Raw genomic sequence first — 22,726 nt, forward strand, 5'->3', positions numbered from 1 at the left:
CTTCTTTCTAGGAATAGATTTTTGGCTGGAGGCCTTGTTCTTATTTAGACCGATTATCGTATGTACGTTAACCGGCGCTATTCTCGGCGATATTCATATTGGTTTAATTACTGGCGGTTTAACCGAACTTGCCTTTGCCGGCTTGACGCCCGCAGGAGGCGTACAACCGCCTAACCCGATCATGGCTGGTCTCATGACCACAGTTATTGCCTGGTCAACCGGCGTCGATGCCAAAACGGCCATCGGTCTTGGCTTACCTTTTAGCCTGCTGATGCAGTACGTCATTCTATTTTTTTACTCTGCATTTTCTCTGTTCATGGCAAAAGCCGATAATTGTGCGAAAGAGGCAAACACCAGCGCATTTGCACGTCTGAACTGGGCGACAACGCTGATTGTTGCTTCTTCTTACGCCGTGATCGCCTTCCTGTGTACATATCTGGCTCAGGGAGCTATGCAGTCACTGGTAAAAGCCATGCCAGCCTGGTTAACACATGGATTTGAAGTGGCCGGGGGCATTTTACCCGCTGTCGGTTTTGGTTTGTTGCTGCGCGTGATGTTTAAAGCACAGTACATTCCTTACCTGATTGCTGGTTTCCTCTTCGTTTGCTACATCCAGGTTAACAATCTTCTGCCCGTAGCCGTATTGGGCGCAGGCTTCGCCGTATATGAGTTTTTCAATGCGAAAGCCAAACAGCAGGCTCAACCTCAGCCTGTCGCCAATAAAAACAATGAAGAAGAGGACTACAGCAATGGGATCTGAAATCAGTAAAAAAGACATTACTCGCCTTGGCTTTCGCTCATCACTTCTTCAGGCCAGCTTTAACTATGAAAGGATGCAGGCAGGGGGTTTTACCTGGGCTATGCTCCCGGTACTGAAAAAAATCTATAAAGATGATAAAGCCGGTCTAAGCGCGGCGATGAAAGATCATTTAGAATTTATCAATACCCACCCTAACCTGGTCGGTTTTCTGATGGGATTGTTGATCTCAATGGAAGAAAAGGGGGAAAACCGCGACACCATTAAAGGCTTGAAAGTGGCGTTGTTCGGACCTATCGCCGGGATCGGCGATGCCATTTTCTGGTTCACCTTATTACCTATTATGGCGGGGATCTGCTCCTCTTTCGCCAGTCAGGGAAACATACTGGGACCAATTTTGTTTTTTGCCGTTTATTTGATGATCTTTTTCCTGCGCGTCGGCTGGACACATGTCGGTTATTCGGTAGGAGTTAAGGCTATCGATAAAGTACGAGAAAATTCGCAGATGATTGCCCGCTCAGCAACGATCCTCGGGATCACTGTTATTGGCGGACTTATCGCGTCCTATGTGCACATTAACGTTGTGACTTCTTTTGCAATCGACAGTACTCACAACGTGGCATTACAGCAGGATTTTTTCGATAAAGTATTCCCGAATATTTTACCAATGGGCTACACATTGCTGATGTACTACTTGTTGCGGGTGAAAAAAGCACATCCTGTACTGTTAATCGGCGTGACGTTTGTACTGTCAATTATCTCGTCAGCACTTGGCATACTTTAAACGAAAAGAGGATGAAGCAACCTGCAACATCCTCCTTCAAAAGGTCTCGAAAAATGCATTATACCCAGTACTGTGACAGTTATGACGTCTTGAGCGATCACGCCAGCGAACAGTTAATTACGCTGATACAGAATAAACCTGATGCCACTATTTGTCTGGCAACCGGAGGCACACCACTTCTCACCTATCACTACTTTGTCGAGAAAATTAACCAACGTAATATCGATATCGAGCGGGTGGTTTTCGTTAAACTGGATGAGTGGGTTGGTATTCCATTGAACTCGCCCGCAACGTGTGAATCTTTCCTGCAACAACACATCGTTCAACCGCTGGGGTTACGAGCAGAGCAGCTGGTCGGTTTCCAATCTGAAAATGTTAATGAGCAGGAATGCGAGCGCATCACGGAGATTATTGCCAGCCGGGGAGGCCTCGATTTATGTCTGCTCGGAATCGGCAAAAATGGCCATTTGGGGTTGAATGAACCCGCAGAGATCCTGGAACCGTTTTGCCATATCAGCGTACTTGATGAGAAAACGCGCCATCACGACATGTTAAAAACGGCTGCTATTCGTGTAACTCGCGGCATTACGCTGGGGTTGAAGGACATCCTGAATGCAAAAGAGATCTTGCTGCTGATAGCTGGTGAAGGGAAGCACGATGCGATAGAAAAATACCTGGCCGCCACCATTACTACTACTGTTCCTGCTTCATTTTTATGGCTGCACCGCAATGTGAGTTGCCTGATCGACGGCTCACAATATCCTGATAAATAGAATTTACAGCACTTGCCACATCCCCCCTTTTGTCGGGCCAACTCGTTGCAGCATTCCTTTATGCTGCAACGCTTTCAGGTAGCGTTCTACAGTTCTGGCTGAGATTTCACACTCATCAGCGATACTTTTAGCGGATCTGCCTGGCTGATTCGACAAGATTTGTAGAATACGTTTTTCTATATCCAGTAAATCAGGCGACATTTCTTCCGACATTTCTTCCGACATTTCTTCCGACAGTGTCGACGATTGCTCTAATCCTTCTTGCAAAGCAGAAATGATATTAGCGAGGATGAATTCTATAAATGGCGTGCAGTTACTCCGCCGATCGCATTGCCCCAATACGTGGTAGTACCGATCCTGCTGGTAGTAGATTAGTGTCTCCACCGGTAACCATGCCAATTCCGCACGCCATTCACTCAGAATTAATGTCTGCCACAATCGCCCCATCCGTCCGTTACCGTCAGAAAAAGGATGAATAAATTCAAACTCATAATGGAAAATAGCCCCGGCGATAAGCGGGTGGAGATCTGTGGTTTTTAACCAGCTCAGTAGGTCATCCATCAAACGCGCTATTTGTGATGCCGGAGGAGCCATATGGATAAGCTGTTGTTCTCTGTAAACACCGACGTTCCCAGAACGCAACCGACCGGGGTTATCGACCAGTCCCATCATAAGAACCTGATGGGCCCGGAGAAGATCGGATAACTGATAACTTTTCCATTCTGACATTTTTTCATATGCCAGAATCGCATTCCTGACTTCCTGTATATCTTTCTCTGGAGCCAGTACTCGCTTACCTTCCATCAGGGCGGTGACCTGATCTGCACTCAACGAATTATGTTCAATCGCTAAAGATGCCTGAATAGTGCGAATACGATTTTCTTTGCGCAAAAGAGGAGACGCTCGCCCGGCCACAACCGCCCAATGACCCATAAGCTCACCAATCTCAATGACCTGATTGAGTATCAATGGGGTGATAGCAAAGGGAGGTTGGTAGGTGCTCACACTTACTCTCCCTGTTGTTCCAGGGCGTACTTATACAGCGCATTCTTTTTCACACCGTGGATTTCAGCAGCCAGTGCGGCGGCCTTTTTCAGCGGCAGTTCTGCCTGTAACAGCGCCAGCGTACGCAAGGCATCGGCCGGGAGATCGTTTTCCTGCGCTTTATGGCCTTCGACAATCAGCACCATTTCGCCTTTACGGCGGTTTTCATCTTCTTTTACCCACGCCAGCAATTCGCCGACCGGGGCGCCGTGAATGGTTTCCCAGGTTTTGGTTAACTCGCGTGCCAGCACCACATAACGCGACTCTCCCCATACGGCGACCATGTCTTCCAGGCTGTCGAGCAGACGGTGGGTGGATTCATAAAAAATCAGTGTACGAGGTTCCGCTTCAATGGCTTTCATAGCATCGCGACGACCTTTGGATTTGGCAGGTAAAAAGCCTTCGTAGCAAAAACGGTCGGATGGCAGTCCGGCGGCGCTCAATGCGGCAATAGCAGCGCAAGGCCCCGGCAGAGGCACAACGCGAATACCCGCCTCACGACAGGTACGCACCAGGTGATAACCAGGATCGTTAATCAGCGGTGTTCCGGCATCGGAAACCAGTGCGATGTTCTGACCTTCCTTGAGTTTCGCCACCAGCATTTGGGCTTTTTGTTGCTCATTGTGATCGTGTAACGCAAACATACGGGCGCTAATCGCGAAGTGTTGCAACAATAATCCTGTATGACGGGTATCTTCAGCAGCAATTAAATCAACGGCTTGTAAAACTTCGAGCGCTCGTTGGGTAATATCAGCCAAATTTCCGATAGGAGTAGGTACAATAAAGAGTTGGCCTTGAGAATTATCCGCCGATTCGTGTTGTTTCATTGTGTCGTCCGTATTGCCGATTTAATATTGAGCATTGCGTAAAAAATATCACTGGATACAGTATGGTACCCTCAACATTTTCTCGTTTGAAAGCCGCGCGCGCTCTGCCAGTCATTCTGGCAGCATTGATTTTCGCCGGTTGTGGCACCCAGGCGCCAGACCAGAGTGCAGCCCATATGCAGGGCACTGCACAAGCTAATTCCGGCTTTTATCTGCAACAGATGCAGCAAAGTTCAGATGATAGCAAGACCAACTGGCAATTACTCGCCATTCGTGCACTGCTGAAAGAAGGTAAGAACCAGCAGGCTATCGATCTGTTTAATCAATTACCGCAGAATCTCAACGACGCCCAGCGTTGTGAGCAGTCTCTGCTAGCCGTTGAGATCAAACTCGCGCAGAAAGATGTCGCGGGGGCGCAGGCCCTGCTGGAGAAGCTAAAACCAGCCGATTTCGATCACAACCAACAGGCACGTTACTGGCAGGCACAAATTGATGCCAGCCAGGGGCGTCCATCGTTAACGCTGCTGCGTGCGCTAATTGCTCAAGAGCCGCTGTTGGCCGCCAGCGATAAGCAGAAAAACATCGATGCGACCTGGCAGGCCCTCTCGTCAATGACGCCAGAGCAGGCACAGACGCTGGTCATCAACGCCGATGAAAACGTTCTGCAAGGCTGGCTGGATCTGCAGCGCGTCTGGTTTGATAACCGTAGCGATGCAGACATGATGAAAGCCGGTATTGCCGACTGGCAAAAACGTTATCCGCAAAATCCGGGGGCGAAATTACTGCCCACGCAGTTGGTTAACGTTCAGAGCTATAAACCAGCGTCCACCAGCAAAATTGCTCTGCTGCTGCCGCTGAACGGTCAGGCCGCTGTTTTTGGCCGCACTATTCAGCAGGGATTTGAAGCAGCGAAGAACATGGGCACCCAGCCGGTAATCGCCCCCGTTGCAGCGGCGCCCGCAGCCGTCACGGACACCACCGCGCCAGTTGCGCAGCCGCAACCTGTCGACGGCGTTGCCAGCCCTTCTCAGGCTTCAGTGAGCGATCTCACTAACGATACGCCAGCACAACCAGCTACACCGGTTAGCGATCCGCAACCTACGCCAACTCAGTCAACAGCGGTCAGCGCTCCGGCAAATCCATCCGCAGAGCTGAAAATTTACGACACCTCGTCACAGCCGCTGAATCAGATCCTGGCCCAGGTGCAGCAGGACGGCGCCAGCATTGTTGTCGGCCCACTGTTGAAGAACAATGTTGAAGAACTGATGAAGAGCAGTACCCCGCTGAATGTACTGGCGCTGAATCAGCCTGAAGCCGTACAGAATCTGGCAAATGTGTGCTACTTCGCGCTGTCACCGGAAGACGAAGCGCGTGATGCCGCACGCCATATCCACGATCAGGGGAAGCAAGCCCCTCTGCTTTTAATCCCGCGTAGCGCGTTAGGCGATCGCGTGGCCAATGCCTTTGCCCAGGAATGGCAAAAACTTGGCGGCGGCGTGGTGTTACAACAGAAGTTTGGTTCTACCGCTGAGCTGAAAATGGGCGTCAACGGAGGTTCAGGCATTTCCCTGACAGGTAGCCCGGTCGTCTCCTCTACACCAGCACAACCTGGCGTAACGATTGGCGGGCTGACCATTCCGGCTCCGCCGACCGATGCGCAAATCACCGGCGGCAGCGGCCGTGTTGACGCCGTGTATATTCTGGCCACGCCGGAAGAGATCGCCTTTATTAAGCCAATGATCGCCATGCGTAACGGCAGTCAGAGCGGTGCCACGCTGTATGCCAGTTCTCGTAGCGCGCAAGGCACTGCTGGTCCTGACTTCCGCCTGGAAATGGAAGGCTTGCAGTACAGCGAAATTCCAATGCTGGCCGGCGGTAACGAGCCGCTCATGCAGCAGGCGCTCAGTGCTGTGCATAACGACTACTCGCTGGCACGCATGTACGCCATGGGCGTCGATGCATGGTCGCTGGCTAACCACTTCTCGCAAATGCGTCAGGTACAGGGCTTTGAAATTAACGGCAACACTGGTGCATTAACTGCCACGCAGGATTGTGTGATTAACAGGAAGTTATCATGGCTCAAATACCAGCAAGGACAGGTCGTCCCCGCCAGTTAACGAGTAAACAGACCGGTGACGCGTGGGAAGCCACCGCGCGCCACTGGCTGGAAAGCAAAGGACTGCGTTTTATCGCCGCCAACGTGCATGAACGCGGCGGCGAAATCGACCTGATAATGCGTGAAGGCAAGACCACCGTCTTTGTTGAAGTCCGTTTTCGCCGTTCCGCCCTTTTTGGCGGGGCGGTGGCGAGTGTGACCCGCAGCAAACAACAGAAATTATTACACACTGCCCGCTTGTGGCTTGCACGCCACAATGGGAGTTTTGATACTGTGGATTGCCGGTTCGATGTGTTAGCCTTCACCGGAAATGATGTTGAGTGGTTAAAAAATGCCTTTAATGACTACTCATAATTGAAGATTTAAGGATTAGCGTGTTAGACAGAATTAAAGTCTGCTTTACAGAAAGCATTCAAACTCAGATTGCTGCGGCTGAAGCGCTCCCGGATGCGATTTCCCGTGCAGCCATGACGCTGGTTCAATCCCTGCTCAATGGCAACAAAATTCTCTGTTGTGGTAATGGGACATCCGCTGCCAACGCACAGCATTTTGCTGCCAGCATGATCAACCGTTTTGAAACAGAACGGCCCAGTTTACCTGCTATTGCACTAAATACTGATAATGTGGTCTTAACTGCGATTGCCAACGATCGCCTGCACGACGAAGTTTATGCAAAACAAGTCCGTGCGCTGGGACATGCAGGTGATGTTCTGTTGGCAATTTCTACGCGTGGCAACAGTCGCGATATCGTTAAAGCCGTTGAAGCTGCCGTCACCCGCGACATGACAATCGTCGCGCTGACCGGTTATGACGGGGGGGAGCTGGCCGGATTATTAGGGCCGCAGGATGTCGAAATCCGCATACCCTCGCACCACAGTGCACGCATTCAGGAAATGCATATGCTGACGGTGAACTGTCTTTGCGATCTTATCGATAACACGCTTTTCCCTCACCAGGATGATTAAGGAGTACACATGAAGGCATTTTCGCCGCTCGCAGTGGTTCTTTCTGCGCTGCTGTTGCAAGGCTGTGTCGCTGCCGCCGTTGTCGGAACTGCAGCTGTCGGGACTAAGGCCGCGACCGACCCTCGCAGCGTCGGTACCCAGGTCGATGATGGAACTCTGGAACTACGCGTCAGCACGGCGTTATCAAAAGATGCCCAGATAAAGAAAGAAGCGCGCATCAACGTTAGCGCCTATCAAGGTAAAGTGCTGCTGGTGGGTCAGTCGCCTAACAGCGAGCTGTCTGCGCGGGCAAAACAGATTGCAATGGGTGTAGAAGGTACGACAGAAGTGTTTAATGAGGTTCGTCAGGGCCAGCCAATTGGCCTGGGAGAAGCCTCCAACGATACCTGGATCACCACCAAAGTGCGCTCCCAGCTACTGACCAGCGATCAGGTTAAATCGTCAAACGTTAAAGTGACCACCGAGAATGGGGAAGTCTTCCTGCTCGGCCTGGTTACCGAGCGCGAAGCAAAGGCTGCGGCGGATATCGCCAGCCGGGTCAGCGGCGTGAAACGCGTCACAACCGCCTTTACGTTCATCAAATAACCTCTACAGGATGCCGGATGGCGACGCCAAGGCGTCTTATCCGGCATTTTATTTAGCGTCATACCGCTTTTTCGCGCAACTCAGATGAGGTCAGGATCGTCAACCCTTCGCGATCCGGCGACATCGCCTCCACCAGCATTGCCCGAGCGACATCTCGTGCCTCGATAGATTTCCAGTTCCCCGGCAGCAGCTTAAATAATGGCGCTAAGAGCCTTTCATTTGCTCGCTGTTGTTCTCTGTCACCCAGCAACATAGAAGGCCGTACAATCGTCAACCGGGGCCAGTTCTGCGCAATCAGCGCCTCTTCCATTTCCCCCTTAACCCGATTGTAGAAAAACGGCGAGTGCGCATTGGCTCCCATCGAACTCACCACCAGCATATGCTGGGCCCCCAGACGGCGTCCCGTCAGAGCGGTATCCACTACCAGCGTATAATCTGCATGAATAAAGGCCTCTTTGCTGCCCGCTTCCCGTCGGGTGGTTCCCAGACAGCAAAAAACGATGTCGACTGGATCGGTGACCAGTGCCAGCGCATCGGTCAACTGCGGATCGTGAGGGTTAAAGACGCCAACCGTATCGGCGAGCGGGCGACGCGTTGGAGCCGTAATCGCATGGACCCGGGGCTCGTTCAGTAGCATCCGCAATAAATGTCCGCCCACCAAACCTGTTGCACCGGTTATTAACACCTGGCTCATCGCTTATCCTTTCCCTTACATCATTCTTCTAACTATAGATCACGTAGCCAGAGTAGCTTTTTACCAAAGCCCAGCGTGTTGTCAGTGAATTTGATTTCATCAAGACGAATCTCCCACACGGGTGCTAACAGCATCCTGGCAACGGGGAAGCGGCGATTATAGGCCGCACGCGCGGCGTCGCTCTCCTGCCCCTCCAGACGCCTGATTTCACCTTTAAACTGGACGCCGCGGATCAGCGCAACCGTTTTGGGCTGACCATTTACCGTCCCGGCAACGGGCGCTCGCGGCCCGGACATCTGGGCATGGCGGGTTTTCTCTTCAGTGAGTACGTAAAACGCCACCTTCTGCGCGTCAAACAGATAAAACGCATTGGCACACCATAATTCGCCTTCATTATGCACACACCAGGTCACGACGTGCTGCTTTGCCAGCCAGCGCGTCACCGCAGTCAGTGTTTCCATTTCTGTTCTCTTTTATACTGTAGGCCTGAAAATTATCACGTCGATGGTGACAATGACACCCTGGTATCTGTACTTGATCCGTACCGCAGACAACGCCCTGTACACCGGAATAACCACCGATGTGCAGCGCCGCTATAAGCAACATCAAAGCGGTAAAGGCGCGAAAGCCTTGCGTGGAAAGGGAGAGTTAGCTCTGGTATTTACCGCGCAGGTCGGCGATCGTTCGCTGGCCCTGCGCATAGAATATCGAGTCAAGCAGCTCACAAAGCGTCAGAAAGAGCGCCTTGTAGAAGGTGAAGGGCTTGAGGCACTGTTGAGTAGCCTACAAGCCCCGGCGCTTAAAAGCGATTGAAGTGGTCGTGGTATTCCACCAGGCCAGACACGCCCTCCAGCGCATCGTCCGCCAGGCGATGCACCTGGAACGCGCTTTCGGTGCCCGGCCAGCGGCAGTGTAGATCGTGGTGTGCTGCCAGTTCGAAGCCAAAGCGACTGTACAGTGCCGGATCGCCCAGCGTGACCACCGCGGCGTAACCAAACTCGTTCAGTGAATCCAGCCCTTCATAGACCAGCTGACGCGCCAGCCCCTGCCCACGGTAATTTTCATCGACCGCTAACGGTGCCATACCGACCCACTGCAAATCTTCACCTTGCACATCAACAGGACTGAACGCGACGTAGCCGACCACCTGACCTTCGTCGTCGGTGGCAACCAAGCCCAGCGTCAGAAAACCGTCTTCACGCAGGTCGTGCACTAACTTCGCTTCCGCGTCGCTTTCAAAGGAACGACGCAGCAGCGCATCAATACCAGGGGCATCAATGGGAATTTCAACTCGAATCAGCATGGTTCACCTACCGAGGTCTGTTTGGTTTCTGGCGAATGTTTCATACCCGCCTCAACAAAGTCCGCCAGTTGCAGCAGCATCACGCGCAATGCCTTCGGCATCTGCTCCAGTTCAATGGCGTCCATCAGATTTTTCACATGTAGCCCTAATTCTGTATCGCCTTCAATCACCAGGCGACGCTGGAAGAAAAGCGTATCCGGATCCTGCTTACGCGCCGCAATCATCAATAAATCGCTGGCGTCTGCGCTAAAACTCACATCAGCGTCTGCGTTCTGACTGACGATAAGTTTGTCGTTCTCAACAGAGGTATACCATCTGAGGCCAATATCACGAACATTTATGCTCAACCAGCGACCGTCGAGAAACTCCAGTTCCCCATCGGCCAGCGCCTGGCGAAATTGCCAGCTCAGAACCTGTTCCAGTACCTGGCGCTTGAGCGTAAAGGGCGTCAGTTTAACCGGCACACTCATCAGAGAAGGACCAAAATGTACTAAGCGTGAACGCAGTTTATCCAACACGAGCTTTACTCCCTGTTTCTATAGTCCTGCTATTTTGCCATATCAAATAAACGACATAGCGGCATAAATCAACAATTCGATACGAAATTGTTACCTCTTTATTGGTGACACCAATACAACTTTAACTGCCTCAAATCAAAAATTGTCTCAGCAAGGTTAACTAAAATCCCTCTTCGTTAACATTTTTGCGCCCAGACGGCGTAACTTTCAGGATAAATTATGGAGCTGCTGTGCCCTGCCGGAAATCTCCCGGCGCTTAAGGCGGCCATCGAGAACGGCGCTGATGCTGTATACATCGGGCTAAAAGATGATACCAACGCCCGTCATTTCGCCGGCCTTAATTTTACCGAGAAAAAACTGCAGGAAGCGGTGAGTTTTGTCCATCAACATCGCCGTAAGCTGCACATCGCGATTAACACCTTTGCCCACCCGGATGGTTACGCTCGCTGGCAGCGAGCCGTGGATATGGCGGCACAACTGGGCGCGGATGCACTGATCCTCGCCGATCTCGCCATGCTTGAGTATGCCGCAGAACGCTACCCGCATATTGAGCGCCATGTCTCTGTTCAGGCATCGGCAACCAATGAAGAAGCGGTAAATTTCTATCACCGTAACTTTGACGTCGCGCGTGTGGTGCTGCCGCGCGTGCTGTCGATTCATCAGGTGAAACAACTCGCGCGCGTGACGCCGGTTCCTTTGGAAGTGTTTGCTTTCGGCAGCCTGTGCATTATGGCGGAAGGACGCTGCTATCTTTCGTCTTATCTGACGGGCGAATCCCCCAATACCGTCGGCGCGTGTTCCCCAGCCCGTTTTGTACGCTGGCAGCAGACCGCGCAGGGGCTGGAATCTCGCCTGAACGAAGTGCTGATTGACCGTTACCAGGATGGTGAAAACGCCGGGTATCCCACGCTGTGTAAAGGGCGTTATCTGGTGGATGGCGAGCGCTACCACGCGTTGGAAGAACCCACCAGCCTGAACACCTTAGAACTGCTGCCTGACCTGCTGGCTGCCAATATTGCCTCGGTGAAAATCGAGGGGCGTCAGCGTAGCCCGGCCTATGTCAGCCAGGTGGCGAAAGTGTGGCGTCAGGCGATTGACCGCTGCAAAGCAGATCCGCAGAACTTCGTTCCGCAAAGCGCCTGGATGGAAACGCTCGGCTCTATGTCCGAAGGCACGCAGACCACACTTGGCGCGTATCACCGTAAATGGCAGTGAGAAAAGCAATGAAATATTCCTTAGGACCGGTGCTCTACTACTGGTCGAAAGAGACGCTGGAAGACTTTTATCAGCAGGCAGCCACCAGCCATGCCGACGTTATCTATCTTGGCGAAGCGGTGTGCAGCAAGCGCCGGGCGACCAAAGTGGGTGACTGGATCGACATGGCGAAGTCCCTCGCCGGGAGCGGTAAGCAGGTGGTCCTGTCCACGCTGGCACTGGTGCAGGCGTCATCTGAACTGGGTGAACTGAAACGCTATGTCGAAAACGGTGACTTCCTGCTGGAAGCCAGCGATCTCGGTGTGGTCAATATGTGCGCCGAACGTAAACTGCCGTTCGTGGCCGGACACGCTCTCAACTGCTACAACGCTGTAACGCTGCGTATTCTGCTCAAGCAGGGCATGGTGCGCTGGTGTATGCCGGTTGAGTTGTCGCGCGATTGGCTGGTGAACCTGCTCAACCAATGTGACGAACTGGGTATTCGCGACCAGTTTGAAACCGAAGTACTGAGCTACGGGCATCTGCCGCTGGCCTACTCTGCCCGCTGCTTCACCGCACGTTCCGAAGATAAGCCTAAAGACGAGTGTGAAACCTGCTGCATCAAGTATCCCAACGGGCGTGATGTCCTGTCGCAGGAGAATCAGCAGGTGTTTGTCCTCAACGGTATTCAGACCATGAGCGGCTACGTCTACAACCTCGGTAATGAGCTGGCGTCCATGCAGGGGTTGGTTGATATTGTGCGCCTGTCCCCGTTGGGAACCGAGACATTCGCCATGCTGGATGCCTTCCGTGCCAACGAGAATGGTGATGCCCCATTACCGCTTGCCGCCCATAGTGACTGCAACGGCTACTGGAAACGACTGGCAGGCCTGGAACTGCAGATGTGATTAATAGCTCACTTTGTTAACAACAATCGCTAGTCTTTAATGCAATATTAAAAGATTAACCGGTAACAAAGTGAGCCGTTATGACTGACAAAACCATTCCGTTTTCGGTGCTCGATCTGGCGCCGATCCCTGAAGGATCCAGCGCAAAGCAGGCCTTCTCGCACTCTCGTGATCTCGCCCAACTGGCGGAAAAGCGCGGCTACCATCGCTACTGGCTGGCTGAACATCACAATATGACCGGCATCGCCAGTGCCGCAACCTCGGTGCTCATCAGCTATCTGGCGGCCAATACCACTACCCTGCATCTGGGTTCTGGCGGCGTGATGTTACCCAACCATTCCCCACTGGTGATTGCCGAACAGTTCGGCACGCTGAATACGCTGTATCCGGGACGTATTGATCTCGGTCTGGGTCGTGCGCCGGGCAGCGATCAACCAACCATGCGCGCGCTACGCCGCCATATGAGTGGTGATATTGATAACTTTCCCCGCGACGTGACAGAACTGGTGGACTGGTTTGACGCACGTGACCCTAATCCCCACGTGCGTCCGGTTCCCGGCTACGGAGAGCAAATCCCGGTCTGGCTGTTAGGCTCCAGTCTGTACAGCGCACAACTGGCCGCCCAGTTGGGCCTGCCGTTTGCCTTCGCTTCCCACTTCGCACCGGATATGCTGCACCAGGCGCTGCATCTCTATCGTACTCAATTCAAACCCTCCACGCGTCTGGCAACACCGTATGCGATGGTGTGCATCAACATCATCGCCGCCGACAGCAATCGTGACGCCGAGTTTCTCTTCACCTCTATGCAGCAGGCGTTTATGAAACTGCGTCGGGGTGAAACCGGACAGCTCCCGCCGCCGGTGGAGAATATGCATCAGCTGTGGTCTGCGTCCGAGCAGTATGGCGTACAGCAGGCGTTAAGCATGTCGCTGGTGGGAGATAAAGCAAAAGTACGTCACGGACTGGAGTCGATTCTGCGTGAAACCCAGGCCGATGAGATTATGGTTAACGGGCAGATTTTTGACCATCAGGCACGCCTGCATTCGTTTGAGTTGGCAATGCAGGTGAAAGAGGATTTGGTTGGGTAGGTTTGGGTTGCCCGGTGGCGCTACGCTTACCGGGCCTACGGGTTCGAGTAGGCCGGATAAGGCGTAGCCGCCATCCGGCACGCTACTTACTGATACACCGGCAACAAATTAACGCTCGACAGGATATGGATAACCGCGTTGCCGACACCGAACACCAGAATCAGGGCAATCATCGGCTTGCCGCCCCAGACGCGGAATTTCGGGCTACCAAACCGCTTACGGGATTTACGTGCCAGCAGAGCCGGCACAATGGCCGCCCAAATAGTGGCCGCGAGCCCTGCATAGCCAATGGCGTACAGGAAGCCGTTCGGCCACAGCAGGCCACCGACAATCGGTGGGACAAAGGTCAGTAAGGCGGTTTTCAAACGCCCCATTGCTGAGTCATCAAAACCAAACAGATCCGCCAGATAGTCGAACAGGCCCAGCGTCACGCCAAGGAACGAACTCGCCACGGCAAAGTTGGAGAACACCACCAGTAGCAGATCCAGACTGCGGCTGTTCAGCACCCCACTCAGCGCCTGTACCAGTACATCAATGTTACCGCCCTGCTTAGCAATGCCAATGAATTCCGGGCGTGGAATATTGCCCATCGTCCCCAGCAACCATACGGTGTACAACACCAGCGCCAGTAGCGTGCCGTACACCAGGCACTTTACGATGGTCTTCGGATCTTTACCGTAATACTTCATCAGACTCGGTACGTTACCGTGATAACCAAAGGATGCCAGACAAAACGGCAGCGTCATCAGCAGATACGGTGTGTACGACGCATTGCTTTCCGCGACGTTAAACAACGTGGTTGGGGATACATGTCCCATCAGGCTACCGAAGGTCAGGAAGAAGGTGATCACCTTCGCACCCAGCACGATGGCCGTCATGCGGCTCACCGCTTTGGTACTCAACCACACCACAAACGCTACCAGCAACGCGAAGCCAAACCCTGCCGCTCGCGCCGGGACGTTCAGTGACATCTCGGCAAAGGTATGGTGCAGAATCGAGCCGCTCGCCGATATATACGCATAGGTCAGGATATACAGAACAAACGCAATAGAGATGCCGTTGACAACATTCCAGCCTTTGCCCAGCAGATCTTTGGTGATGGTGTCGAAGCTCGAACCAATACGATAATTGAGATTAGCCTCAAGGATCATCAGCCCGGAATGCAGCATGCAGAACCAGGTAAAGATCAGTGCCGCCATTGACCAGAAGAACCACGCCCCGGACATGACTACGGGCAGAGAAAACATCCCCGCGCCAATAATGGTGCCGCCGATAATCACCACGCCGCCAAGCAGCGATGGTGACGTTTGGGTGGTGGTTAGTGTTGCCATTCAGCCATCTCTCCAGTCATTTATCTTGTGACTACATATCAATGTGCTGCACTGTACCAGTACACGAGTACAAAGGGAATAAAAAAAGCCCCGATTGTTAAGATCGGGGCTGTATATTTTACTTTACGCTTTTATACTCGTCATACTTCAAGTTGCATGTACGTTGGCTACGCTCGTTCACCCCAGTCACATAGTTATCTATGCTCCTGGGAATTCACTCCCTTGCCGCCTTCCTGCAACTCGAATTATTTAGAGTATAAGCCAAGAGGCTTATGCGTCACCGCCGAAACGACGACGACCTGCGGAGTCATCACGACGCGGAGCGGAAGCATCGTCACGACGTGGAGCACGGCTGCCTTCACGACGTTCGCCACTGAAACGACGACCATCACCACGGCCACCTTCACGACGTTCGGTGCTGTTACCACGGTTTTCGCCACGGCCGCCTTCACGACGTTCGCCGCTGAAACGACCACCGCCGCCGCCACGACGCTCACCACCGGTGTGCGGTACTGCATCGCCAACCAGCTGCATGTTCATTGGCTTGTTCAGGATGCGAGTACGGGTAAAGTGCTGCAGCACGTCGCCCGGCATACCTTTCGGCAGTTCGATGGTGGAGTGCGTACCGAACAGCTTGATATTACCGATGTAACGGCTGCTGATGTCACCTTCGTTAGCGATCGCGCCAACGATATGACGAACTTCAACACCGTCATCACGGCCCACTTCAATGCGGTACAGCTGCATATCGCCAACGTCACGACGTTCACGACGCGGACGGTCTTCACCACCACGCTCCGGGCGGTCGCCACGCGGGCCACGATCGTTACGATCATTGCGGTCACGCGGACCACGATCGTCACGGTCACGGAATTCACGCTTCGGACGCATCGGTGCATCAGGTGGTACGATCAGTGGACGTTCGCCCTGTGCCATTTTCAGCAATGCTGCGGCCAGAGTTTCGATATCCAGCTCTTCTTCCGGCTGCATTTTCGCCAGCAGAGCACGGTACTGATCCAGATCGCTGCTTTCCAGCTGCTGCTGTACTTTCGCGGCGAATTTTTCCAGACGGCGCTTGCCCAGCAGATCTGCGTTCGGCAGTTCCACTTCCGGAATGGTCAGCTTCATGGTGCGTTCGATATTACGCAGCAGACGACGCTCGCGGTTCTCAACAAACAGCAGCGCACGGCCAGCACGACCCGCACGGCCGGTACGGCCGATACGGTGAACGTAAGACTCGGAGTCCATCGGGATGTCATAGTTAACAACCAGGCTGATACGCTCAACGTCCAGGCCACGGGCCGCAACGTCGGTCGCAATCAGAATATCCAGACGACCGTCTTTCAGACGCTCCAGAGTCTGCTCACGCAGGGACTGGTTCATGTCACCGTTTAGAGCAGCGCTGCTATAACCGCTACGCTCCAGCGCTTCTGCCACTTCCAGGGTCGCATTTTTGGTACGAACGAAGATAATCGCCGCGTCAAAATCTTCTGCTTCCAGGAAACGCACCAGCGCTTCATTTTTACGCATGCCCCAGACAGTCCAGTAGCTCTGGCTGATGTCAGGACGCGTGGTGACGCTGGACTGAATGCGTACTTCCTGCGGCTCTTTCATAAAGCGGCGGGTAATACGGCGAATCGCTTCCGGCATGGTAGCAGAGAACAGAGCGGTCTGATGACCTTCCGGGATCTGCGCCATAATCGTTTCAACGTCTTCGATGAAGCCCATACGCAGCATTTCATCGGCTTCGTCCAGCACTAAACCGCTCAGTTTAGAGAGGTTCAGGGTACCGCGTTTCAGGTGATCCAGCAGACGACCCGGCGTACCGACGACGATCTGCGGGCCCTGACGCAGGGCACGTAACTGCACGTCATAACGCTGGCCGCCGTAAAGGGCTACCACGTTCACGCCGTGCATATGTTTAGAGAAATCCGTCATGGCTTCTGCAACCTGAACCGCCAGTTCGCGGGTCGGTGCCAGCACCAGAATCTGAGGTGCCTTCAGCTCAGGATCAAGATTGTTGAGCAGCGGTAAGGAGAACGCTGCAGTTTTGCCGCTACCGGTCTGGGCCATACCCAGAACGTCGCGACCGCCCAGCAGATGCGGAATGCACTCTGCCTGGATTGGAGATGGTTTTTCGTAACCCAGATCGGTAAGGGCTTCAAGGATAGGAGCCTTCAGGCCCAGATCTGCAAAAGTGGTTTCGAATTCAGCCATGTAGTACGTGTGCCTCAAAATTAATGGCGGCCAGTCTACATAACTCATCATGAAATTGATCTGCAATTTTCATTGAAAAGTGTGAACCGGCTCAAAGTAGGTGTATTAACGAACAACAACGCCCTCACCGGTGAAGGTGATGGCAATCAAAAAAAGATTACGGGCTGATGTGTACGTCAGCTATTGCTGGTCCGATTCTGCCAGGTCATCTTGGTCCTGGCCCAGGAGCGATAATTCCAACAATGCGTATCGGTGCTCAACAAAGTTATGAACGTTGTTAGCCACCGCCAGTTTGAACAATGCCGTAGCGTTGTCCAAATCCCCCAGACTTAGGTAGTACTTACCTAAATAGAAGTTGGTTTCACTGAGATGCTCAGCGAGCGAGGTGTTATCCGTTGCGTCCGCCTTCAGGCGTTCCATCAGCGTTGCTTCGCTAATGTTGCCCAGGTAGAACTCGACAATGTTCCATCCCCATTGCTCTTTATCCGATTTCTCGAAGCGCTGTATTAACGCTTCTTTAGCCTGCTTCTCATCGAGCTTCTGCTCGGCGAGATACAGCCACAGACTGCGGAATGGATCATTGGGATCGTCTTGATAAAACGCTAGCAGATCATCTTGCGCTAACTTGTCGCGACCGCCGTAATACAATGCGATACCGCGATTTAAGTGCGCGTAGTTGTAAGTTGGATCAAGCTCTAGTACAGAATCAAACGCTTCATAGGCAGCATCAAAATTGCCTGCCTGCGTTAAATATATACCTAAGTAATTGAATACTTCAGGCATATCTGGTCGGATTGCCAACGCTTGTGAAAAATCATTTCGCGCTAGTGCCCTCAGACCGAGACTATCATACAACACTCCGCGCTCATATAAAAGCTGTGCGCGTTCGTCATCGGTTAAAGCCCGACTGGCAAGAATTTGTTCCATACGTGCCAGAATCACTTCCTGCTGTAAAGTCGGTTGCAGTGGTACTGCGAGGACTTCACTCTTACGCCAGGCGGAATTACTGCATCCAGCCAGCGTGAGTGCTGTCGCAACGAAACACCAGCGCAAAAAAGGCTTCATTTCCCACTCCCGAAGACAACGATTGAATGAACGTCCTGTTCCCCGGTTGCTAACAAGGCTTCCTGCCGGGTTAAAGGCCCTCCGCTCACGCGGAGGGCAATGGCAACCTTACTCGCCCTGGCTTGCCGGTGCTTCCGGCGCAGCTGCAGGCTGAGACTGCTCAGTTGCTTCTTTAATGCTCAGACGTACGCGGCCCTGGCGATCAACTTCCAGAACTTTAACCGGTACTTCCTGGTTCATCTGCAGGTAATCGGTCACTTTCTCTACGCGCTTGTCAGCGATTTGAGAGATGTGGACCAGACCTTCTTTACCGCCACCAATGGCAACGAATGCGCCAAAGTCAACGATACGGGTCACTTTACCATTGTAGATACGGCCAACTTCGATTTCTGCGGTAATCTCTTCGATACGACGGATAGCATATTTCGCTTTTTCACCGTCGGTCGCCGCGATCTTCACAGTACCATCATCTTCGATTTCGATGGTGGTGCCGGTTTCTTCGGTCAGAGCACGGATAACAGAACCGCCTTTACCGATAACGTCTTTGATCTTGTCCGGGCTGATCTTAATGGTGTGGATACGCGGAGCGAACTGAGAGATATCGCCGCGCGGCGCATTGATCGCCTGTTCCATCACGCCCAGGATGTGCAGACGCGCACCTTTAGCCTGGTTCAGAGCAACCTGCATGATCTCTTTGGTGATACCTTCGATTTTGATATCCATCTGCAGTGCAGAGATACCATCACGGGAACCCGCCACTTTAAAGTCCATGTCGCCCAGGTGATCTTCGTCACCCAGAATGTCAGACAGAACCACAAAGTTATCGCCTTCTTTCACCAGACCCATCGCGATACCCGCAACAGCGGCTTTGATCGGCACGCCTGCATCCATCAGTGCCAGAGAAGCACCGCACACGGAAGCCATGGAAGAAGAACCGTTGGATTCGGTGATTTCAGACACAACACGTACGGTGTACGGGAATTTGTCCAGTTCCGGCATCACTGCCAGCACGCCGCGTTTCGCCAGACGGCCGTGACCAATCTCACGACGCTTCGGAGAACCGACCATACCGGTTTCGCCTACGCAGTACGGAGGGAAGTTGTAGTGGAACAGGAAGTTGTCAGTACGCTCGCCCATCAGTTCGTCGAGGTTCTGCGCATCACGGGTGGTGCCCAGGGTCGCAGTAACCAGCGCCTGAGTTTCGCCACGGGTGAACAGTGCGGAACCGTGAGTACGCGGCAGTACGCCAGTACGCACGTCCAGACCACGGATCATGTCTTTTTCACGGCCATCAATGCGCGGCTCGCCTGCCAGTACGCGGCTACGAACAACGTTTTTCTCGATAGCGTGCAGGATTTCACCCAGTTCGTTAGCGTCCAGGGTTTCGTCTTCTGCAATCAGCTGAGCGATGGTTTCAGACTTGATCACGTCAACCTGAGCATAACGCTCTTGTTTGTCAGTGATGCGGTACGCATCGCTCAGACGCGTTTCTGCCAGCGCGGCAACGCGTGCATTCAGCGCTTCGTTGACGGCTTCTGGCTGCCAGTCCCAACGAGGTTTGCCGGCTACTTTAACCAGCTCGTTGATTTCTTTGATAACAATCTGCTGCTGTTCGTGACCGAATACGACAGCGCCCAGCATCTGGTCTTCGCTCAGCAGTTCAGCTTCGGATTCAACCATCAGTACGGCAGCTTCAGTACCCGCAACAACCAGGTCCAGTTTGCTTTCTTTCAGTTCGTCTTGAGTCGGGTTCAGTACGTACTGGTCATTGATATAACCAACACGAGCAGAACCGATCGGACCGTTGAACGGCAGACCGGACAGGGACAGCGCAGCGGATGCGCCAATCATTGCCACGATATCCGGGTTAACCTGTGGGTTAACGGAGACAACGGTCGCAATAACCTGAACTTCGTTAATGAAACCTTCCGGGAACAGCGGACGAACCGGGCGGTCAATCAGACGCGCGATCAAGGTTTCGCCTTCACTCGGACGGCCTTCACGACGGAAGAAGCTACCCGGGATACGGCCAGCAGCGTAGGTACGCTCCTGATAGTTAACGGTCAGCGGGAAGAAATCCTGGCCTGGCTTGGTTTTTTTCTGACCCACAACGGTAACAAATACCGCGGTGTCATCCATGCTAACCATAACAGCAGCAGTCGCCTGACGTGCCATCATGCCAGTTTCCAGCGTTACGGTATGTTGGCCGTACTGGAATTTACGAACGATCGGATTAAGCAAAATAATATCCTTTCTCTTTTTTTAACGGCGTATTTATACACGCCATCGTTAATACCCGACCTTCTGCGCATCCTCGCGACTAATGACAACCCTAACCCACGCGTATTGGGTAAAGCCTCTCATTAGCCGCGCGAACCTCTGCGACGGAAGATCATTCATAGCAACAATACATTAGTTTCCAGCGAATTGCTGCCATCTGCTGGAAAAAAGGGGCCATGAAGGCCCCCTCTTTCTGAAACTCGAAAGACTTAGCGACGCAGACCCAGACGCTCGATCAGCGCAGTGTAACGTGCAACATCTTTACGCTTCAGGTAGTCGAGCAGTTTACGACGCTGAGAAACCATACGCAGCAGACCACGACGGCTGTGGTGATCTTTTTTATGTTCAGAGAAGTGACCCTGCAGGTGGTTAATCTGTGCAGTTAACAGAGCAACCTGAACATCGGTAGAACCGGTGTCGTTTGCATCGCGACCAAACTCAGAAACAATTTTAGCTGTAGCTTCAGTACTTAGAGACATTTTAAAACTCCAAAGTGTTAAGAATGAAAGGATGCCGATCTCTAATTCAGCAATCCCAGTGTATACACTTCAACCTTCAACCTGACTCTGCGTTGGCTGTGTCTGCTCACCTCAGTCTCTTACGTAAGTAAGCTCCTGAGGATCCTCAGACTTGCCGCCTTGATGCAGCTCGAATGATTTTGTGTACACGCCGCGCGAACTGTTAAAAAATTTACGCGACGTTAAGCGGCAGTATTCTACTCGCAGCGCCTTCTTATCGCAAGACAGAGAGCGCTATGCAGGATACTCAACCACCAGTCGACGAGGAGCGACGCGACCTTCATCGTCGATCTCTCCCATGCCAATAAATTTGCCATCATCACCTTCTGTCACGCGAACCAGCCCTTCCAGCGGCACGCCTGACGTACGTACCGGATTACCATTTTTAAAGTAAACCGATGACGTTAAAGGCAGATTAACAATGGGATAGTCCGATGCCGGACTGTCCATTGGCATCAGCAGCGGATCAAGTAGTTCTGCCGCCGGAATGTTCTGTTGTTCGGCCTGTTCAACCAGACTGTGCAGATGCTCCAGGGTGACCATACGGTCTACCGGATACTTGCTGACCGTCAGGCGGCGCAGGTACGTCACATGCGCGCCGCATCCGAGCTTCTCGCCCAGATCGTCAACAATCGTTCGAATGTACGTGCCTTTGGAGCAATGGACTTCCAGCTCCAGTTCGTTACCTTCGTGACGGATAAACAGCAGTTCGTAAACGGTAATCGGTCTGGCTTCACGCGGGACTTCAATACCCTGACGCGCATACTCGTACAGTTTTTTACCCTGATACTTCAGCGCTGAATACATCGACGGGATTTGTTGGATATCGCCGCGAAAAGTCTCCAGCGCGCTGGCAAGTTGTTCCGGGGTAAACGTCACCGGACGCTCTTGCACAATTTGCCCATCGGCATCAGAGGTATCGGTACGCTGCCCCAGGCGGGCTACCACGCGATAACGTTTATCAGAGTCCAGCAGGTACTGCGAAAACTTTGTCGCTTCCCCGAGGCAGATAGGCAGCATGCCTGTCGCCAGCGGATCCAGCGCGCCAGTATGACCAGCACGGTTGGCATTGTAGATGCGCTTTACTTTTTGCAGCACGTCATTGCTGGACATGCCCTGCGGCTTATCCAGTAGCAGGACACCATGAATGTCGCGACCACGACGACGAGGACGACTCATCAGTCCTCCTTGCTGTCGTCCGCAGGATTCACACGACGTTCATCGTCATGTTTCACCACGCTGGTCACCAGGTTAGACATGCGCATCCCTTCAACCAACGAGTTGTCGTAGAAGAAGGTCAGTTCAGGCACGATACGCAGGCGCATGGCTTTACCCAGCAGCGAACGGATAAACCCAGAGGCTTCCTGCAGTGCTTTAATACCGTTCTTCACGGCAGCTTCGTCCTGGTCATTCAGGAAGGTCACGAACACTTTGGCATACGCCAGGTCACGGGACATCTCAACGCCGGATACGGTAGTCATCATGCCTACACGTGGATCTTTGATTTCGCGTTGCAGGATGAGTGCGATCTCTTTTTGCATCTCCTGGGCCACGCGCTGCGGGCGACCAAATTCTTTCGCCATAATAAATTCTCCAGAATAAAGACAAAAAAGGGGCCATAAGCCCCTTTTTAAATTTCTTGCCGGGTGGCGCTTCGCTTACCCGGCCTACGCCTAATCATTTTCTAAGGATTTTGGGTTGCAACAAGGCGGCAAGCCCGTAAATCCCCGGGAGCATAGATAACTATGTGACCGGGGTG

General features: G+C 52.9%; 25 protein-coding genes. 11 read left to right on the forward strand and 14 right to left on the reverse strand.

Going from position 1 to position 22,726, the window contains the following annotated elements:
• The 3 genes from agaC to IMQ48_RS12695 all read left to right on the forward strand — a co-directional run.
• On the forward strand, window positions 1–760 hold a 760-nt coding region (gene agaC, locus IMQ48_RS12685), incomplete at its 5' end, for a PTS galactosamine transporter subunit IIC (protein ID WP_196209333.1).
• A complete protein-coding gene (agaD, locus tag IMQ48_RS12690; RefSeq protein WP_196209411.1) occupies window positions 750–1,541 on the forward strand; it encodes a PTS galactosamine transporter subunit IID in 792 nt (263 codons plus the stop codon). The genes agaC and agaD, both read left to right, overlap by 11 nt.
• A 53-nt stretch (window positions 1,542–1,594) precedes the next feature.
• Complete coding sequence (locus tag IMQ48_RS12695) at window positions 1,595–2,314, forward strand: galactosamine-6-phosphate isomerase (protein ID WP_196209412.1); 720 nt, start codon at window positions 1,595–1,597, stop codon at window positions 2,312–2,314.
• Between the two features lie 3 nt (window positions 2,315–2,317).
• On the opposite strand, the gene IMQ48_RS12700 is transcribed toward IMQ48_RS12695, so the two are convergent.
• Complete coding sequence (locus IMQ48_RS12700) at window positions 2,318–3,319, reverse strand: Fic family protein (protein WP_196209334.1); 1,002 nt, start codon at window positions 3,317–3,319, stop codon at window positions 2,318–2,320.
• Window positions 3,320–3,321: 2 nt separating this feature from the next.
• A complete protein-coding gene (gene rsmI, locus IMQ48_RS12705) occupies window positions 3,322–4,185 on the reverse strand; it encodes a 16S rRNA (cytidine(1402)-2'-O)-methyltransferase (RefSeq protein ID WP_196209335.1) in 864 nt (287 codons plus the stop codon).
• A 62-nt stretch (window positions 4,186–4,247) separates the two neighbouring features.
• Here rsmI and IMQ48_RS12710 point away from each other — a divergent pair, with 62 nt between their 5' ends.
• From IMQ48_RS12710 to dolP, 4 genes are read left to right on the forward strand one after another with little or no spacing between them, the layout of a single operon-like run.
• Window positions 4,248–6,302 (forward strand): penicillin-binding protein activator, encoded by a 2,055-nt coding sequence (locus IMQ48_RS12710; protein ID WP_196209336.1) that lies wholly within the window; start codon window positions 4,248–4,250, stop codon window positions 6,300–6,302.
• Window positions 6,260–6,655 (forward strand): YraN family protein, encoded by a 396-nt coding sequence (locus tag IMQ48_RS12715; protein ID WP_196209337.1) that lies wholly within the window; start codon window positions 6,260–6,262, stop codon window positions 6,653–6,655. Before IMQ48_RS12710 ends, IMQ48_RS12715 begins: the two co-directional genes overlap by 43 nt.
• A gap of 20 nt (window positions 6,656–6,675) precedes the next feature.
• Window positions 6,676–7,266, forward strand: coding sequence for a DnaA initiator-associating protein DiaA (gene diaA, locus IMQ48_RS12720; protein WP_048213380.1), 591 nt, complete (start codon window positions 6,676–6,678; stop codon window positions 7,264–7,266).
• A 9-nt stretch (window positions 7,267–7,275) separates the two neighbouring features.
• Window positions 7,276–7,851 (forward strand): division/outer membrane stress-associated lipid-binding lipoprotein, encoded by a 576-nt coding sequence (gene dolP / locus IMQ48_RS12725; protein WP_096755548.1) that lies wholly within the window; start codon window positions 7,276–7,278, stop codon window positions 7,849–7,851.
• 58 nt (window positions 7,852–7,909) lie between these two features.
• On the opposite strand, the gene IMQ48_RS12730 is transcribed toward dolP, so the two are convergent.
• Together IMQ48_RS12730 and IMQ48_RS12735 are read right to left on the reverse strand one after the other, a co-directional pair.
• On the reverse strand, window positions 7,910–8,545 hold the full coding sequence (locus tag IMQ48_RS12730; protein ID WP_196209338.1) for an NAD(P)H-binding protein: 636 nt from the start codon (window positions 8,543–8,545) through the stop codon (window positions 7,910–7,912).
• Between the two features lie 32 nt (window positions 8,546–8,577).
• On the reverse strand, window positions 8,578–9,006 hold the full coding sequence (locus tag IMQ48_RS12735) for a YhbP family protein (RefSeq protein ID WP_196209339.1): 429 nt from the start codon (window positions 9,004–9,006) through the stop codon (window positions 8,578–8,580).
• 52 nt (window positions 9,007–9,058) lie between these two features.
• Here IMQ48_RS12735 and IMQ48_RS12740 point away from each other — a divergent pair, with 52 nt between their 5' ends.
• Window positions 9,059–9,358, forward strand: a complete 300-nt coding sequence (locus IMQ48_RS12740) for a GIY-YIG nuclease family protein (RefSeq protein ID WP_196209340.1) — start codon at window positions 9,059–9,061, stop codon at window positions 9,356–9,358.
• Here IMQ48_RS12740 and IMQ48_RS12745 read toward each other — a convergent pair.
• Window positions 9,345–9,848, reverse strand: coding sequence for a GNAT family N-acetyltransferase (locus IMQ48_RS12745; protein WP_196209341.1), 504 nt, complete (start codon window positions 9,846–9,848; stop codon window positions 9,345–9,347). The genes IMQ48_RS12740 and IMQ48_RS12745 overlap by 14 nt on opposite strands.
• Entirely contained in the window at window positions 9,842–10,366 is a 525-nt protein-coding gene (locus IMQ48_RS12750) for an SCP2 domain-containing protein (protein ID WP_115257401.1), read from the reverse strand. The genes IMQ48_RS12745 and IMQ48_RS12750 overlap by 7 nt, the downstream gene beginning before the upstream one ends.
• Window positions 10,367–10,585: 219 nt before the next feature.
• On the opposite strand from IMQ48_RS12750, the gene IMQ48_RS12755 reads away from it, so the two are divergent.
• From IMQ48_RS12755 to IMQ48_RS12765, 3 genes are all read left to right on the forward strand, one after another.
• Window positions 10,586–11,581: a peptidase U32 family protein gene (locus IMQ48_RS12755; RefSeq protein WP_096755542.1), complete on the forward strand. Its 996-nt coding sequence runs from the start codon at window positions 10,586–10,588 to the stop codon at window positions 11,579–11,581.
• An 8-nt stretch (window positions 11,582–11,589) separates the two neighbouring features.
• On the forward strand, window positions 11,590–12,468 hold the full coding sequence (locus tag IMQ48_RS12760) for a U32 family peptidase (protein ID WP_196209342.1): 879 nt from the start codon (window positions 11,590–11,592) through the stop codon (window positions 12,466–12,468).
• 80 nt (window positions 12,469–12,548) lie between these two features.
• A complete protein-coding gene (locus IMQ48_RS12765; protein WP_196209343.1) occupies window positions 12,549–13,556 on the forward strand; it encodes a luciferase-like monooxygenase in 1,008 nt (335 codons plus the stop codon).
• 86 nt (window positions 13,557–13,642) lie between these two features.
• Here IMQ48_RS12765 and mtr read toward each other — a convergent pair whose 3' ends face one another.
• The 8 genes from mtr to rbfA form a co-directional block, all read right to left on the reverse strand.
• Window positions 13,643–14,887: a tryptophan permease gene (mtr, locus tag IMQ48_RS12770; protein ID WP_096755539.1), complete on the reverse strand. Its 1,245-nt coding sequence runs from the start codon at window positions 14,885–14,887 to the stop codon at window positions 13,643–13,645.
• A gap of 270 nt (window positions 14,888–15,157) precedes the next feature.
• Window positions 15,158–17,104: a DEAD/DEAH family ATP-dependent RNA helicase gene (locus tag IMQ48_RS12775; RefSeq protein ID WP_181617985.1), complete on the reverse strand. Its 1,947-nt coding sequence runs from the start codon at window positions 17,102–17,104 to the stop codon at window positions 15,158–15,160.
• The gene (gene yrbN / locus IMQ48_RS12780) at window positions 17,097–17,177 is read right to left on the reverse strand and encodes a protein YrbN (RefSeq protein WP_010723222.1); all 81 of its coding nucleotides are present in this window, start codon (window positions 17,175–17,177) and stop codon (window positions 17,097–17,099) included. Before yrbN ends, IMQ48_RS12775 begins: the two co-directional genes overlap by 8 nt.
• A 107-nt stretch (window positions 17,178–17,284) precedes the next feature.
• Complete coding sequence (gene nlpI, locus IMQ48_RS12785) at window positions 17,285–18,169, reverse strand: lipoprotein NlpI (RefSeq protein WP_096755537.1); 885 nt, start codon at window positions 18,167–18,169, stop codon at window positions 17,285–17,287.
• A gap of 108 nt (window positions 18,170–18,277) precedes the next feature.
• On the reverse strand, window positions 18,278–20,410 hold the full coding sequence (gene pnp, locus IMQ48_RS12790) for a polyribonucleotide nucleotidyltransferase (protein ID WP_196209344.1): 2,133 nt from the start codon (window positions 20,408–20,410) through the stop codon (window positions 18,278–18,280).
• A gap of 248 nt (window positions 20,411–20,658) precedes the next feature.
• The gene (gene rpsO / locus IMQ48_RS12795) at window positions 20,659–20,928 is read right to left on the reverse strand and encodes a 30S ribosomal protein S15 (protein ID WP_096755535.1); all 270 of its coding nucleotides are present in this window, start codon (window positions 20,926–20,928) and stop codon (window positions 20,659–20,661) included.
• A gap of 273 nt (window positions 20,929–21,201) precedes the next feature.
• On the reverse strand, window positions 21,202–22,146 hold the full coding sequence (gene truB / locus IMQ48_RS12800) for a tRNA pseudouridine(55) synthase TruB (RefSeq protein WP_196209345.1): 945 nt from the start codon (window positions 22,144–22,146) through the stop codon (window positions 21,202–21,204).
• Window positions 22,146–22,550, reverse strand: coding sequence for a 30S ribosome-binding factor RbfA (gene rbfA, locus IMQ48_RS12805; protein ID WP_003024988.1), 405 nt, complete (start codon window positions 22,548–22,550; stop codon window positions 22,146–22,148). The genes truB and rbfA overlap by 1 nt, the downstream gene beginning before the upstream one ends.
• Window positions 22,551–22,726: the final 176 nt, after the last annotated feature.

Source organism: Citrobacter sp. Res13-Sevr-PEB04-36, assembly GCF_015672735.1.
Taxonomy (GTDB): domain Bacteria; phylum Pseudomonadota; class Gammaproteobacteria; order Enterobacterales; family Enterobacteriaceae; genus Citrobacter.